Origin of the sequence: Streptomyces sp. NPDC091972 (assembly GCF_044756385.1) — a bacterium.
Classification (GTDB): Bacteria; Actinomycetota; Actinomycetes; order Streptomycetales; family Streptomycetaceae; genus Streptomyces.
The window spans coordinates 206,031-219,910 of sequence record NZ_JBIVSV010000012.1 but is presented as its reverse complement, the minus strand read 5'-3'; the positions used below and the strand labels follow the sequence as shown (position 1 = coordinate 219,910).

The 13,880-nt window shown below is 71.3% G+C and carries 13 protein-coding genes; 8 read left to right on the top strand and 5 right to left on the bottom strand.

Features of this window, described 5'->3' with window-relative positions; translation table 11 throughout:
- Window positions 1-627: 627 nt before the first annotated feature.
- From ACIQJT_RS31380 to ACIQJT_RS31360, 5 genes are read left to right on the top strand one after another with little or no spacing between them, the layout of a single operon-like run.
- On the top strand, window positions 628-1,152 hold the full coding sequence (locus ACIQJT_RS31380; protein WP_402649224.1) for a DUF1453 domain-containing protein: 525 nt from the start codon (window positions 628-630) through the stop codon (window positions 1,150-1,152).
- Window positions 1,149-2,300: a sensor histidine kinase gene (locus ACIQJT_RS31375; RefSeq protein WP_402649221.1), complete on the top strand. Its 1,152-nt coding sequence runs from the start codon at window positions 1,149-1,151 to the stop codon at window positions 2,298-2,300. Before ACIQJT_RS31380 ends, ACIQJT_RS31375 begins: the two co-directional genes overlap by 4 nt.
- On the top strand, window positions 2,297-2,989 hold the full coding sequence (locus ACIQJT_RS31370; RefSeq protein WP_402649218.1) for a response regulator: 693 nt from the start codon (window positions 2,297-2,299) through the stop codon (window positions 2,987-2,989). Before ACIQJT_RS31375 ends, ACIQJT_RS31370 begins: the two co-directional genes overlap by 4 nt.
- Before the next feature lie 60 nt (window positions 2,990-3,049).
- Window positions 3,050-3,613: a DUF485 domain-containing protein gene (locus ACIQJT_RS31365; protein WP_402649215.1), complete on the top strand. Its 564-nt coding sequence runs from the start codon at window positions 3,050-3,052 to the stop codon at window positions 3,611-3,613.
- Window positions 3,610-5,202: a cation acetate symporter gene (locus tag ACIQJT_RS31360; protein ID WP_053848806.1), complete on the top strand. Its 1,593-nt coding sequence runs from the start codon at window positions 3,610-3,612 to the stop codon at window positions 5,200-5,202. Before ACIQJT_RS31365 ends, ACIQJT_RS31360 begins: the two co-directional genes overlap by 4 nt.
- 128 nt (window positions 5,203-5,330) lie before the next feature.
- Here the strand turns inward: ACIQJT_RS31360 and ACIQJT_RS31355 are convergent, their stop codons facing one another.
- A complete protein-coding gene (locus ACIQJT_RS31355) occupies window positions 5,331-6,023 on the bottom strand; it encodes a response regulator (protein WP_365456474.1) in 693 nt (230 codons plus the stop codon).
- Window positions 6,024-6,184: 161 nt separating this feature from the next.
- On the opposite strand from ACIQJT_RS31355, the gene ACIQJT_RS31350 reads away from it, so the two are divergent.
- From ACIQJT_RS31350 to ACIQJT_RS31340, 3 genes are all read left to right on the top strand, one after another.
- Window positions 6,185-7,000 (top strand): ABC transporter ATP-binding protein, encoded by an 816-nt coding sequence (locus ACIQJT_RS31350; RefSeq protein ID WP_402649211.1) that lies wholly within the window; start codon window positions 6,185-6,187, stop codon window positions 6,998-7,000.
- A gap of 4 nt (window positions 7,001-7,004) precedes the next feature.
- A complete protein-coding gene (locus ACIQJT_RS31345) occupies window positions 7,005-7,868 on the top strand; it encodes an ABC transporter permease (RefSeq protein ID WP_402649301.1) in 864 nt (287 codons plus the stop codon).
- A gap of 156 nt (window positions 7,869-8,024) precedes the next feature.
- Window positions 8,025-9,095, top strand: a complete 1,071-nt coding sequence (locus ACIQJT_RS31340) for an ABC transporter substrate-binding protein (protein ID WP_402649208.1) — start codon at window positions 8,025-8,027, stop codon at window positions 9,093-9,095.
- Between the two features lie 6 nt (window positions 9,096-9,101).
- Here ACIQJT_RS31340 and ACIQJT_RS31335 read toward each other — a convergent pair whose 3' ends face one another.
- From ACIQJT_RS31335 to ACIQJT_RS31320, 4 genes are all read right to left on the bottom strand, one after another.
- Window positions 9,102-9,782, bottom strand: a complete 681-nt coding sequence (locus ACIQJT_RS31335; protein ID WP_365457199.1) for a response regulator — start codon at window positions 9,780-9,782, stop codon at window positions 9,102-9,104.
- Window positions 9,782-11,449 (bottom strand): ATP-binding protein, encoded by a 1,668-nt coding sequence (locus tag ACIQJT_RS31330; RefSeq protein ID WP_402649205.1) that lies wholly within the window; start codon window positions 11,447-11,449, stop codon window positions 9,782-9,784. Before ACIQJT_RS31330 ends, ACIQJT_RS31335 begins: the two co-directional genes overlap by 1 nt.
- 126 nt (window positions 11,450-11,575) lie before the next feature.
- A complete protein-coding gene (locus ACIQJT_RS31325; RefSeq protein WP_402649203.1) occupies window positions 11,576-12,520 on the bottom strand; it encodes a sucrase ferredoxin in 945 nt (314 codons plus the stop codon).
- Window positions 12,521-12,571: 51 nt separating this feature from the next.
- Entirely contained in the window at window positions 12,572-13,834 is a 1,263-nt protein-coding gene (locus ACIQJT_RS31320) for a citrate synthase (protein WP_402649201.1), read from the bottom strand.
- Window positions 13,835-13,880 lie beyond the last annotated feature (46 nt).

Genomic DNA, 13,880 nt, shown 5'->3' with positions numbered 1-13,880 from the left:
CGCTGGGCCCAGGCTTCGGGTCGGCTGGTTCTCCGGCTGGGCTCCGTCTCTCCACGTCTGAGGAGTCGGCGCCCCGTGGTCGCACAGTCCTGAGGCCTTCGCGGTCGGCCGAGGGCGGGTCGCGTGGTCTCCCTGCGGCCACCCACGGCGGTCGTACGGTGGCGGCAGCACTCGTGGGCGGGTGGCGGCGGTCGTGTACGGCAGGGGGCGGCGGGCAGCCTACGGTGGTCATGCGCGGTGGCCTACAGAGGTGGTTCGCTGCGGCGACAGCGGGTCATGCGCGGTGGCCGACAGCGGTCGTTCGCTGCGGCCGACAGAGGTTCATGCGCGGTGGCTGACACCGGTCGTTCGCTGCGGCCGGCAGCGGGTCACGCGTGGTGGCCGACAGCAGTCATGCACACGGCCGACGGCGGTCAGGCCCTGCCGGCCAGTGGCGATCGGCACCCGACCCCGCACCCCGCAGGCTTGATGGCGGCGCTCTCCACCCGTGGGTGGAGCGTCCGCCCACCTGAGAATCCACCCGTGATCCACCTCGGCTCCGATCTCCCGACCTGCGGATCTCCGTAGCTTCGAAGGTGTCGGCGGCGTCCGCTGCCGGCAGACCCTTCCTTGCCCACGGAGGCTGTGATGTCCGGGCTCGTCGACGCGTTGCTGATCGTGGTCGCGGTGATCGTGGTGATCGCCCGGCAGTTCCGGGCGAGCCGGATCGACACCGACCGGCGCTGGTGGCTGCTCCCCGTCGTTCTGGCCGTCGTGGCCCTGCGTGAGCCGGGGCTCGTGGACGCCCATCACCGCACGGCATCGATCACCCTGCTCATCGCCGAGCTGCTCACCGGCCTCGCCATAGGGGCCGGCTGGGCGTGGACGAGCCGGATATGGACGGAGCCGGACGGCGCGGTATGGAGCAGGAGCACCAAGGCGAGCGGGGCCGTGTGGGCCGTCGGCATCGCACTGCGCGTCGGTCTCTTCGCGCTCGGCGCGGCGATCGGTGTCCACCAGGACTCCTCCGCATTGCTGCTCGCCCTGGCGGCCACCCTGCTCGTGCGTTCCGGGACCCTCGTCCGGCGAGCGCACTCCCTGCACCCCGCCCCCGCCCCCGCTCCGGCGTACGGTGAGCCCATGGTCAGGTCCACGGGGAAGGAACGTGTGTGACGGCCAATACCTGGACCCGCTGGCCCTCCCGGGAGGCGCTCGCGCGTGAGGCGACCACGCGTCCTCGGCGCCTGCTCGGCTGGATCACCAGGTCGCTCGTGCTCGTCGTGCTTCTCTGGGGCGCGTTCAACAGCAGCCATGTGCGCGGCTGGGGCGTGCTCGGGGCGGTGGCGGGAATCCTCCTCTGCGCCGCCGTCGCCTGGGCGCTGTTCCGCACCACTCTGGCGCACCGCCTCTGGCCCTCACTGGCGCTCTACGGCATCCTCCTGGCGATCGCGGTCGCCGCCCAGGCCGCAGACTTCAGGGCCATCGCCCTCGTCATCTGGTGCGGCTGCGCCATCACCGCTCTGGAGCGGCTGCCCATCGCCGCCGCCCTGCCCGTGACCGTGGTCGCCCTCGCCCTCTACGCCGCCGTCAACGACGACGTGTGGCTGACCACCCTGGCCACGACCGCGGGACTCGCCCTGGCCGGCTACGTCCTGCGGCTGGACGCGGAGGCCCGTGGCAACGCCCAACGGCTGCTCAACCAGGAGCGGGCCGCGCGGGCGGCCGAGGCGGAGTCGGCGGCACTCGCGGAGCGGGCCCGGATCGCCCGCGAGATCCACGACGTGCTGGCCCACAGTCTCTCGGCCCAGCTCGTCCACCTGGAGGCGGCCCGGTTGCTGATCGAGGGCGGCGCGGACCGGGACCAGATACTCGAAAGGGTGGTAGCCGCCCGGGGCATGGCCCGGGACGGTCTCGCGGAGACACGGCAGGCGCTCTCGGCTCTGCGGGGGGACATGACCCCGCTGGAGGAGTTCCTGAGCCGGCTCGTCGGGACGGCCGACGGAGCCGAGGCCACCATTTCGGGTGAGCGCAGACCGCTGCCGGCCGAGGCGTCGCAGGCGGTGCGCAGGGTCGCGCAGGAGGCCCTGACCAATGTCCGCAAGCATGCGCCGGGGGCCAAGGTCCGGATGCGGCTGGAGTACGGCGAGGAGCAGGTGACGCTCGTCGTGCGGGACTCGGGCGGTTCGGCGGGCGAACTCACCACCAGCGGCGGGGGGTACGGTCTGCTGGGCATGCGGGAGCGGGCCGAACTGCTGGGCGGTTCGCTGGACGCCGGGCCGGACGACGAGGGGTTCGTGGTGACGTTGAAGGTGCCGGTATGACGGTGGGGGCGGAGACGAAGCCCGCGCGGGTGGTGGTCGCGGACGATCAGACCGTGGTGCGCGAAGGCATCGTGATGTTGCTCGGACTGCTGCCCGGTATCGAGGTCGTGGGCGCTGCCGGGGACGGCGAGGAGGCGGTGGCGCTCGTCGCCGAACTCGCCCCGGACGTGGTGCTGATGGACCTGCGCATGCCCCGCTGCGACGGGGTGGAGGCGACCCGGAGGATCCGGGCCGAGTATCCGGGGACGCAGGTCGTGGTGCTGACGACGTTCGGGGACGACGAGTCGCTGTTCCCCGCGCTCAAGGCGGGGGCCCGCGGATATCTCACCAAGGACGCGGGAGGCGAGGAGATCGTGCGGGCGGTGCAGAGCGTGCTCTCCGGTGACGCCGGGCTGTCGCCGAGCGTCCAACGGCGGCTGCTGGAGCGGCTGGCGGACCCCGAGCCCCCGCAGCCGGCCCCCGCGGAGGCGCCCGACGGGCTCACCGCCCGGGAGGTCGAGGTGCTGGCGCTGATCGCCGAAGGGCTGACCAATCAGGAGATCGCCCGCGAGCTGCACGTCTCCACCGCCACGGTGAAGACCCACATCAACAACCTCTTCGCGAAGACGGGCATCAAGGACCGTGCACAGGCGGTGCGTTACGCCTATGCGAACGGGCTTGTAAGGCCACCGACGAGAGGAATCACCTGATGGGGTGAAGAGCGCTGGGAAGAAGAGTCGGGGATCTTCCCGTTCTGTCCATCCTTGGGCATGCAGTCAAGCAACGCTCGTCCCCGCGGAAGCGGGGGTGATGCCGAGAGCCCGGCCGAGAACCACGACGGTCACGACGTGACCCGCGCCGAAGCGTCCGCCGGGGTCCGGTACGACGACCCCTGGTACGACGAACTCGCCTCCGGCTGGGGCGAGACGGCCGGGGACGGCACCTCCGTGGTCCCGGTCCCGACGGCACGTGAGGCGCGCGAGGAGCGGGCGGCCGCGGCGGCCGACGTCTACCTCGAGGTGCAGCGCAGCGCGGCCTTCCAGGAGGTGCGCAGCAGGTACCGGAGGTTCGTGGTGCCGGCGGGCATCGGTTTCTTCGCCTGGTACGTGGCGTACGTCGTGACGGCGACGAGCGCACCGGGACTGATGGCACGCCCGGTGGCCGGCGCGGTGAACGTGGCGATGCTCGCGGGACTCGGGCAGTTCCTCACCACCTTCCTGCTGACCTGGGCCTACGCCCGGCACGCGAGGCTGCGCCGGGACCGGGCCGCCCTCGAACTGCGGTGGGACACCCAGGAACTGACGCGCACGGCCCGGGGCGGTGCGTCGTCGTGACGGGGGACCACCAGACTCTGGCGCTGCTGCTGTTCAGCGCGTTCGTCGCGGTCACGCTGGGGATCACGACGTGGGTGAGCCGCCACCGGCACGGTTCGGCGGAGGAGTTCTACGCGGGCGGGCGTTTGTTCTCGCCGATGGAGAATGGTTTTGCCATCGCGGGCGACTACATGTCGGCCGCGTCCTTCCTGGGCATCTCCGGACTCATCGCGCTCTTCGGGTACGACGGGATGCTCTACTCGGTGGGCTTCCTCGTGGCCTGGCTGGTGGTGCTGTTCCTCGTCGCCGAACTGGTGCGCAACTGCGGGCGGTTCACGCTCGCCGACGTGGTCGCCGCGCGGATGAGCGAGCGGCCGGTGCGGATCGCGGCGGGAACCTCCTCGGTCACCGTGTCCGTTCTCTACCTGGTGGCCCAGATGGTGGGCGCGGGCAGCCTGGTCGCGCTGCTGCTCGGCGGCACCAGCGAGGCGGCCCAGTCCTGGACGGTCATCGCCGTCGGAGCCCTCATGGTGATCTACGTGTCCCTGGGCGGGATGCGGGCGACGACCTGGATCCAGATCGTCAAGGCGGTCCTGCTGCTCGGTGGGACGGTCGCGTTGACGGTGCTCGTGCTGGTGCGCTTCCACGGCGACATCGACCAGTTGCTGCTCACGGCGGCGGAGCGCAGCGGCCACGGCCGGTCGTTCCTGGCACCCGGGCTGAAGTACGGCGGTGACTGGACCGCCCGCCTCGACTTCATCAGCCTGGGGCTCGCACTCGTGCTGGGCACGGCAGGGCTGCCGCACATCCTGTCCCGTTTCTACACCGTGCCCACGGCACGTGCCGCACGGCGTTCGGTGGTGTGGTCGATCGGGCTCATCGGCGGCTTCTACCTGATGACGATCGTCCTGGGCTTCGGTGCCGCGGCGATCGTGGGGCCCGAGACGGTCAGGGGATCGAACGCCGCGGGGAACACCGCGGTCCCCCTCCTGGCCCTCGATCTGGGCGGCGGCGCCGACTCCACGGGAGGAACGGTTCTGTTCGCGATCGTCGCCGCCGTCGCCTTCGCGACGATCCTCGCCGTGGTCGCCGGGATCACCCTCGCCTCCTCCGCCTCCGTCGCGCACGACCTGTACGCCTCGCTACGGCGCCGAAGGGCCAAGCCGCGCAGTGAGGTGGCCGTGGCCAGGACCGCCGCCGTGGGGATCGGCGTGATCGCGATCGCCCTCGGCCTGCTGGCCCGCGACCTCAACGTCGCCTTCCTGGTGGGCCTCGCCTTCGCCGTCGCCGCGTCCGCCAACCTGCCCGTGCTGCTCTACTCGCTGTTCTGGCGCGGCTTCACCACCCGGGGTGCCGTCTGGTCCGTCTACGGCGGACTGATCCCGGCGATGGCCCTGGTGCTGCTGTCACCCGTGGTGTCCGGCAGCCCCGAGTCCCTCTTCCCGGGCGTCGACTTCCAGTACTTCCCGCTGCAGAACCCCGGTCTCGTCTCCATCCCGCTGGGCTTCGTCGCGGGCTGGCTCGGCACGGTCACCTCGGCGGAGATCGCGGACGAGGCCAAGCACGCGGAGACGGAGGTGCGGTCACTCACCGGGGCGGGGGCCGTGTAGGGCGGCGCCGCGGCCGGACAGCGCCCTCGTCGTCGTAGGGCAATCGCTCTCGTCGTACGTAAGCGCCGTAGGAGCGAACCTCCGGCGTACGGAGCCGTGGTGCCGTGAGGACATCCCGCGGTGTACGGCTACGGCGTCACCCACGCGTACCGGTGTTCGGGGCGTCCCGTGTCGCCGTATCTGAGGGAGAGGCGGAGGCGGCCGGCCTGTTCGAGGTGGCGGAGGTAGCGCTGGGCGGTGGAGCGGCTCAGGCCCGTCTCGACGGCGACCTCGTGGGCAGACAGCGGGTGGCCGGCGTGGTGCAGGACGCGGCAGATCAGGTCCGTCGTCGGTTCTGAGTGACCACTGGGCAGGCCGGGGGAGGCCGGGGCGGGGGTGGTGCGCAGGGCGCTGAAGATCCGGTCGACCTGTTCCTGGCCGGCGATGCCGTGGCCGCCCACCCGGTCGACGGTGCGGCGCAGAGCGGCATAGGAGTCCAGGCGGGTGCGCAGGGCCGCGAAGGTGAAGGGCTTGACCAGGTAGTGGAGGGCACCCAGGCGCATCGCGGTCTGGACGGTCGTCACGTCCCCGGCTGCTGTGATCATGATGACGTCGGTGCCGTGGCCCTGTTCCCGCATGCGGTGGACGAGTTCGAGACCCGTCTGGTCGGGCAGGTAATGGTCCAGCAGAACCAGGTCGATGGTCCCGCGCTGCACACTGGCCAGTGCCTGGGCGGCGTTGTGGGCGCGGGCGGCCACCCGGAAGCCGGGAACCTTTCCCACGTACTTCGCGTTGATCTCGGCGACGCGGAAGTCGTCGTCCACGACCAGGACGTCAATCATCGGGCCTCTTTCCCTCAAGGCCTGGCGGGCGTCACGCCCGTGTCTCGGCTCCGCTGTTGTAGCGCGAGCAAAACGAGCACAACAGGCTGTTGCAGGCAAAAGAACGGCATGTGCCCAGAAGACTGATGCCGTGGCACAGGCCACATCTACCGTCCCCGGCCATGAGCGCAGACACCAGCCCCGCCATCGAGCTACGGGGCGCGAGCAAGACATTCCGGACCCCGTCGGGGGGGCTGCACACGGCCGTCAAGGGACTCGATCTCACGGTGGGGCGTGGGGAGTTCGTGGCGGTCGTAGGGCCCACGGGCTGTGGCAAGTCGACGACGTTGACACTGGTCAGCGGGCTGGAAGAACCCTCCGAGGGGGAGGTCCTGGTCGTCGGTGAGCCGGTCCGCGGAGTCGGTGACAAGGTCGGTTTCGTCTTCCAGCAGGACGCCACCTTCCCCTGGCGCACGGTCCTGTCCAACGTCATGGCAGGCCCCCGCTTCCGCGGGGTGCCGAAGGCCGAGGCAAGGCAGAAGGCGCGGGAATGGCTGGCCCGGGTCGGGCTCGCGGCCTTCGAGGACCGCTACCCCCATCAGCTCTCCGGAGGCCAGCGCAAGCGGGTCGCGCTCGCCGCGACCTTCGTCAACGACCCCGAGATCCTGCTCATGGACGAGCCGTTCTCCGCGCTCGACGTGCAGACCCGGGCCCTGATGTCCGACGAGCTCCTCGAACTGTGGGAGGGCACGGGAGCCTCCGTCGTCTTCGTCACCCACGATCTGGAGGAGTCCATCGCGCTGGCCGACAAGGTCGTCGTGATGACGGCCGGCCCCGCCACGGTCAAGCAGGTCTTCGAGATCGACCTGCCGAGGCCGCGCAAGGTCGAGTCGGTGCGTCTGGAACCGCGGTTCATCGAGATCTACCGCGAGATCTGGCAGTCCCTCGGCGAAGAGGTCCGCATCACGCGCGAGAGGGGTGCCGCCCGTGTCGCCTGACGTCATGCCCGAGGCCCAGGTCGCGCCGACCATGGCGGACCCCGGCAACAAGACCGACCGCGCGCACTCACGCGCGCGTGCCGCCCGCAGGCGCCGGATCGTCGTCGGCGCGTCCCGTGTGCTGCTCCTGGTGGCCGTCCTGGGCCTGTGGGAAGTACTCGCCCGGGCCGAGGTCATCGATCCCTTCAACTTCTCCATGCCCTCGAAGATCTGGGACCAGATCTGGACCTGGGTGACGCACGGGACCGCGCTCGGCTCGTTGGGCGAACAGATCTGGTACACGCTGTACGAGGCGCTGCTGGGCTGGGTCGTCGGCGTGGTGGCCGGTGTGGTGTTCGGTATTGCGCTGGGGCGGATCACCTTGCTGGCAGACGTCCTTGGTCCATACATCAAGGTGCTCAACTCGATACCGAGGATCGTCCTCGCGCCCATCTTCGTGATCTGGTTCGGACTCGGACCGGCCTCCAAGGTGGCCTCGGCCGTCGTCCTGGTCTTCTTCCCGGTCTTCTTCAACGCCTTCCAGGGGGCTCGCGAGGTCGACCGCAACCTGGTCGCCAACGCCCGCATCCTCGGCGCGAGCGACCGGAGGGTGACGCTCCAGGTCGTCATCCCGTCCGCGACCTCGTGGATCTTCACCAGCCTGCACGTCAGCTTCGGCTTCGCCCTCATCGGCGCGATCGTCGGCGAGTACATCGGGGCCACCAAGGGCATCGGCCTGCTCGTCGCCCAGTCGCAGGGCACCTTCAACGCGGCCGGTGTGTACGCCGCGATGGTCATCCTCGCCGTCGTCGCACTCCTCGCCGAAGGGCTGCTCACCTTCGCCGAGCGCCGCATCTTCCGCTGGAAGCCGACGAGTTCCGACGGCTGAGCCGTCCACGAGGGCCCCTCCCCGGCGTCCTCCCAGCTCCCGCCCCCGGCTCTCCCGCCGCCGCGGTCCGGGGAGCCCCGCAGCTCGCCCGCATCCCGGCTCCCGCATCCCCGGCTCCCGCCCCCCCGCACCGCCCCTCACAAGGACGTGAAACCCATGCGCAAGACCGCCCGGTACACCTCCCTGGCCGCCGCCGGCCTGCTCGCCCTCTCCTCGCTCACCGCCTGTGCCAACGACGCCGCCAGCTCGGCATCGGCCGACTCCGGCAGCAAGGGCGACGGCAAGGGAACCAAGGTCAAGATCATGGTCGGTGGCCTCGACAAGGTCATCTACCTGCCCGCGATGCTGACCCAGCGGCTCGGCTACTTCGACGCCGAGGGACTGGACGTGGAGCTGCTGAGCGAGCCCGCGGGCGTCCAGGCCGAGACCGCGCTCGTCTCCGGCCAGGTCCAGGGAGCCGTCGGCTTCTACGACCACACCCTCGACCTGCAGGTGAAGGGCAAGGACGTGGAGTCGGTCGTGCAGTTCTCGCACGCGCCCGGCGAGGTGGAGATCGTCTCGAACAAGGCGGCGGGCGACATCACCTCACCCAAGGACTTCAAGGGCAGGAAGCTCGGCGTCACGGGCCTCGGCTCCTCGACCGACTTCCTCACCAAATACCTCGCCGTCAAGAACGGCGTGAAGGTCAGCGACTTCACCCCCGTCGCCGTCGGCGCGGGACCGACCTTCATCTCGGCGCTCCAGCAGGGCTCCATCGACGGCGGCATGACGACCGACCCGACCGTCGCGACGATCCTGGACAAGAAGGCCGGGAAGATCCTTCTGGACATGCGGACGCCCCAGGGCTCGGACGAGGCGCTCGGCGGACCGTATCCCTCGTCAAGCCTGTACATGCAGACGGACTGGGTCAACGGTCACAAGGACACCGTCCAGAAGTTGGCCAATGCATTCGTCAAGACGCTCAAGTGGATGTCCACCCACAGCGCCACCCAGATCGCCGACAAGATGCCCGCCGACTACTCGCAGGGCAACAAGCTGCTGTACGCGGTGGCCATCAAGAACACGTTGCCGATGTTCACCAAGGACGGCGTGATGCCCCAGAACGGTCCCGAGACCGTCGAGAAGGTCCTCAAGGCGTTCAACCCCAACATCCAGAACGCCGACGTCGACCTCGACAAGACGTACACCACCGAGTTCGTCGAGAAGGCCGCGCAGAACGCGGGCTGATGCTCCTCACGCGCGGGTCGCCCACACGTAACGGTGTTCCGGGCGGCCCGCGTCGCCGTACTTGAGGGTGAGCCTGGCCCGCCCCGTGCGCTCCAGGAGCTTCAGATAGCGCTGGGCGGTCTGTCGGCTGACCCCGGTGCGCTCGGCGATCTCCTGCGCCGACAGCGGCCCTTCGGCGTTCATCAGAGACCTGCGGACGAGCTCCACCGTGGTCGGGGAGTGCCCCTTGGGCAGATCCGGCTCCGCGGGCGAGGAGAGCGCACCGAAGATGCGGTCGACCTCCGCCTGTTCCGCCTCCCCGCCGCCGTCCAGGGTGCGCCGCAGGTCGGCGTACGCCTCCAGCCTGGCCCTGAGACCGGCGAAGGCGAACGGTTTCACCAGGTACTGCAACGCCCCGTGGCGCATCGCCGCCTGCACGGTCGTCACGTCCCGCGCCGCCGTCACCATGATCACGTCGGTCTGGTGGCCCCGTCGGCGCATCTCCTGAACGACCTCCAGGCCCGTCTCGTCGGGCAGGTAGTGGTCCATGAGGACCAGATCGACGTGAGGGAGGCTCTCCATCTGGCGCAGCGCTTCCGCGGCGCTGTGCGCCTCGCCCGCCACGTGGAAGCCGGGCACCTTCTCGACGTAGGCGGCGTTGACGCGCGCCACGCGGGTGTCGTCGTCCACGACCAGGACCTCGATCATCACGACTCCTCCTCGGTGGCGGCCCGCCCGGTGGGCGGGGCGGTGAGTGCGGGCTGCGGCTCGGCCAGCGCGTCGGGCAGTACGACGGTGAACTCCGCGCCTCCGCCGCCGGCCTCCCCGACGGTCGCGCTGCCACCCTGGCGTTCGGCGAGCCTGCGCACGAGGGAGAGCCCGAGACCGCGCCCCCGGTGCGCGGGCGGTTCCTTGGTCGACCAGCCCTCGGTGAAGACGAGCTCACGCTGTTCCGCCGGGATGCCGGGCCCGGTGTCCCGCACCCTGAGGACGGCGGTACGGCCCTCTGTGCGCAGTTCGACCTCCACGCGCGCGTGCGGTGCGCCGGCGACGGCGTCCAGGGCGTTGTCCACGAGGTTGCCGACGATCGTGACCAGGCCGCTCGGATCGACCAGCCGGTCCGGCAGCCGGGTTCCGTCGGACACCCACAGGGCGACCCCGCGCTCGGCGGCGACGGTCGCCTTGCCCACGAGCAACGCGGCGAGCAGCGGGTCCTCGATCTTCTCGGTGACCTGCTCCGCGGTGGCCCGGTGGTCACCGACGACCTCCCCGACGAACTCCACGGCGTCGTCGTACATCTCCAGCTCCAGCAGCCCCAGGAGCGTGTGCATCCGGTTGGCGTGCTCGTGGTCCTGGGCGCGCAGGGCGTCGATGAGGCCGTGGGTCGAGTCGAGCTCCCGGCCGAGCTGCTCCAGCTCGGTGCGGTCGCGCAGGGTGGCGACGGCTCCGCCGTCGTCGGTGGGCATGCGGTTGGCGACGAGCACCCGCTGGCCCCGTATGGTGACCAGATCGGTGCCCGTCACACGTCCCGCCAGGACGTCGGCCGTACGTCCGGCCCCGAGCGCCTCGTCGGGGGAGCGCCCGACGGCCTCGTCGCCGATGCCCAGCAGGCGTCCGGCCTCGTCGTTGAGCAGGCGGATGCGTCCGGCCCGGTCCAGCGCGACGACGCCCTCCCGGATGCCGTGCAGCATGGCCTCGCGCTCGGCCAGCAGCGCCGAGATGTCGGAGAAGGCCAGGTCACGGGTCTGCCGCTGGACTCTCCTGGAGATCAGCCAGGCGGCCAGCGCGCCGACGGCGAGGGCGCCGCCCGCGTAGGCGAACAGCCCAGGGATCGCGTGGATCAGCCGGGCGCGCACGCTGTCGTAGGCGATGCCGACGGAGACCGCTCCGACGATCTTGTGCTCACCGTCGTACAGGGGCACCTTGCCGCGGGCGGTACGGCCCAGGGTGCCGCTGTCGATCTGCATGATCTCCTTGCCGGCCAGGGCCTGGCCGGGGTCCGTGGAGACGATCCTGCCCACCTCGCTGCGGGTGGGGTGCGACCAGCGGACACCTCGCCAGTCCATCACCACGACGTACTCGGCCCCGGTCGCCCTGCGGATCCTCTCGGCCTCCCGCTGGACGGGGCCGTCGGGCAGCGGGGGTGTGTCCTTGACCTGCTCGGCGATCCGCGACTCGGCGGCGGTGGTCTGGGCGATGGCCAGCGCGCGGCGCATCGCCTGGTCGTCGAGCTGGTCGCTCAGCGGCGCGAGGAACAGACCGGTCGCGAGCACGGCCACTCCCGCGGCGATCGCCAACTGCATCAGAAGCACCTGCGAGAACACCCGGCGGGGCAGTCCGAGGCGCAGGCGGCGGGCGGGGGGAGTGCGGCTCATACCCATGACGTTACGGGGAGGCCCCGGATCCACCGTAGGGGGTGTGGCATGGATCTCTTGATCAACCCGTTGATGAGCCGTACGGGCAGGAGACAGGGCTGTGGACGCACCCGCGCGAGCGCCCGGTCAGCACGCCAGCGCCGTCGAGGTGCTCAGCTCGCGCACCGCCACCACGTCCATCCGCGCGGGCGAGCCGAGCACCGACGCCCCACAGCTTTCCGGACGGGGCGGCAGAGAGGCGGTCTGGGCCACGAGGACGCGCCAGTGACGGCCGTCGACGTGGGCGACAGTCACCTCCCAGTGCGGGGCAGCGCCGTCCGTGCGGACGACCGTCAGGGCCTCGGCCGCGTATTCGCCCACCGTCGTGCGGACGGCCAGCTCGGCCGCCTGGCCGGGGCGCTCCCAGGCGGAGTTGCCGCGACAGCCCTCGACCACGATCCGGCCCTCCTGGACGCTGTGGAGGACCTGCTTGACGGCGTGGGCCTCGGCGCGGCCGTAGGCGTAGCCGTACGGCAGGACCAGCAGCGTCGGGGAGAACCGGTGACCACCCAGATGGGTGACCTCCCAAGCGCCCTCGACGCCCGAGGCGGCCAGTTCCGCGGCGAGCGGACGGCCGAGGAGCGCGCAACAGCGGTCCCGCTTGCCGTTGGTGCACACGAGCGCGAGCGGATCGCCGGTGTGCGGACGTCCGCCGAGCGCCGCGTCGAAGCTGCCGTGGTCCCCCCTGCCGAGCGCGGCGAGATCCAGGTCGAGCAGGTCGCGCGGATCACGCGTCGTCGCACTGCGCAGCCACACGTTTCCGGGGGCGGTGTGGGCGGCGTACACCTGCCGGGTGGTGGGAGTCCCGCTGTCGGCGTGCCGTCCGGGGCGGCGGATGAGCGCGACACGCACGCCCGTGTCCTTCGCCGCGGCCTCCAGGGCGCGGCCCAGTGCGGGGTCCAGGTGGCTCGAAGTGAGCGCCTTGGCACCCCAGGGGCCGGGCTGCTCGAGCAGCAGCCAGGTCCGCGCGGTGGCCGCGGTTCCGGAAACGGGCTCGTCGAGGTCGTGCGAGACCGTTGAGCAGGTACCCACAGAGGTGAGCCTAACCTGACTTGGCGCGCGGCGACTTCCGGCCGGGCCGTTTCAGTGCTCCGGCAGTGGTTGCGGTGGCTTCGGGCCCACATAAGTGCCGCTCGGGCGCATGCGCAGCGGACGTTCGCCGTACTCCTCCAGCGCGTGGGCGATCCAGCCCGCCGTCCGGGCGACGGCGAAGACCGTCTCGCCGGCCGTGGCGGGCATTCCGGAGGAGGCGGTGAACACGGCGAGGGCCAGGTCCACGTTGGCGTGCAGGGGGGCGTGGCGGGCGGCGGTGGCCACGATGTCGCGGGCCGCGAGGAGGGCGGGCTCGGCCCGGGGGATCTCCTCCAGGAGAGCGAACAGGGCACGCGCGCGTGGGTCCTCGCCCGGGTAGAGCCGGTGACCGAGGCCCGGGATGCGGCGGCCGGCGCGCAGTTCCTCCGCGATCACAGGGGCCGCGTCGCCGAGCTCGAGCACGTCGAGCAGCAGTTTGTGGGCGAGTCCGCTGGCCGCGCCGTGCAAGGGGCCCTCCAGGACGCCGAGTCCGGCGGACACGGCCGCGTACGCGTGCGCGCGAGCCGACGCGGCGACGCGTACCGCGAGCGTCGAGGCGGCGAGGTCGTGGTCGACGAGAAGTCCGAGTGCGGTGTCCAGGACCCGCAGGGAGGCCTCGTCGGGCTTGCGTCCGCTGAGTCGCGACCACAGCCGGGGGGCCAGCCGGCCGTCGTCGCGGCGGTGGTCGTGCAGCACGGGTGGCAGGGCGGCGACAAGGGTGGGGATGAGGGTCCGCGCGGAGCCGAGCACGGCCTCCTCGGACAGGTCGAAACGCAGCGGGTCGGCCGCCGCGGCGGCGATCGCGGCGACCCGCAACCGGTCGGTGGGGCCGGTGTGTTCGGGCAGCGCGTCCACCGCGCGACGTGCCGTGGCGACCGTGGTTTCCGGTGCGGTGAAGGTGACCCCGGGCAGCATGCGTCCGGTCCACAGCCACTCGGCGATCTCTTCGTAGGAGTGGCGCGCGGCCAGTTCGGTCGCGTCGACGCCCCGGAAGTAGTAGCGGTCCCGGTCGATGAAGGTGATCCGGGTCCGTACGGAGAGATCGCCGCCGGAGCCCGGACTCCCGCCGCCCTCGCGGCGGTTGCGCCGGGCGAGGGCCTCCACCTCCTTGGCGTCGAAGGTGCTGCCCCGGCCGCCCGGGACACGACGGCTGCTGAGCTGGCCGCGGCTCACGTAGGCGTAGACGGTCTCGGGTTTCACCCCGAGCAGTTCGGCGGCCTCCTTGGTGCTGAGCCGGTGGTCGGCGGGGGCCGGGAGCGGGTCTTGATCGCGCATAAGAGGTCACCGTATCCGCAGCCGGAGGGGTTGATCGGCGGTATTG

Bases quoted from the DNA above. Each gene is read 5' to 3' on its own strand.
- ACIQJT_RS31380 (WP_402649224.1), top strand. From the start codon at position 628: ATGTCCGGGCTCGTCGACGCGTTGCTGATCGTGGTCGCGGTGATCGTG.
- ACIQJT_RS31370 (WP_402649218.1), top strand. From the start codon at position 2,297: ATGACGGTGGGGGCGGAGACGAAGCCCGCGCGGGTGGTGGTCGCGGAC.
- ACIQJT_RS31365 (WP_402649215.1), top strand. From the start codon at position 3,050: ATGCAGTCAAGCAACGCTCGTCCCCGCGGAAGCGGGGGTGATGCCGAG.
- ACIQJT_RS31355 (WP_365456474.1), bottom strand. From the start codon at position 6,023: ATGATTGACGTCCTGGTCGTGGACGACGACTTCCGCGTCGCCGAGATC.
- ACIQJT_RS31350 (WP_402649211.1), top strand. From the start codon at position 6,185: ATGAGCGCAGACACCAGCCCCGCCATCGAGCTACGGGGCGCGAGCAAG.
- ACIQJT_RS31345 (WP_402649301.1), top strand. From the start codon at position 7,005: ATGCCCGAGGCCCAGGTCGCGCCGACCATGGCGGACCCCGGCAACAAG.
- ACIQJT_RS31340 (WP_402649208.1), top strand. From the start codon at position 8,025: ATGCGCAAGACCGCCCGGTACACCTCCCTGGCCGCCGCCGGCCTGCTC.
- ACIQJT_RS31335 (WP_365457199.1), bottom strand. From the start codon at position 9,782: ATGATCGAGGTCCTGGTCGTGGACGACGACACCCGCGTGGCGCGCGTC.
- ACIQJT_RS31330 (WP_402649205.1), bottom strand. From the start codon at position 11,449: ATGAGCCGCACTCCCCCCGCCCGCCGCCTGCGCCTCGGACTGCCCCGC.
- ACIQJT_RS31320 (WP_402649201.1), bottom strand. From the start codon at position 13,834: ATGCGCGATCAAGACCCGCTCCCGGCCCCCGCCGACCACCGGCTCAGC.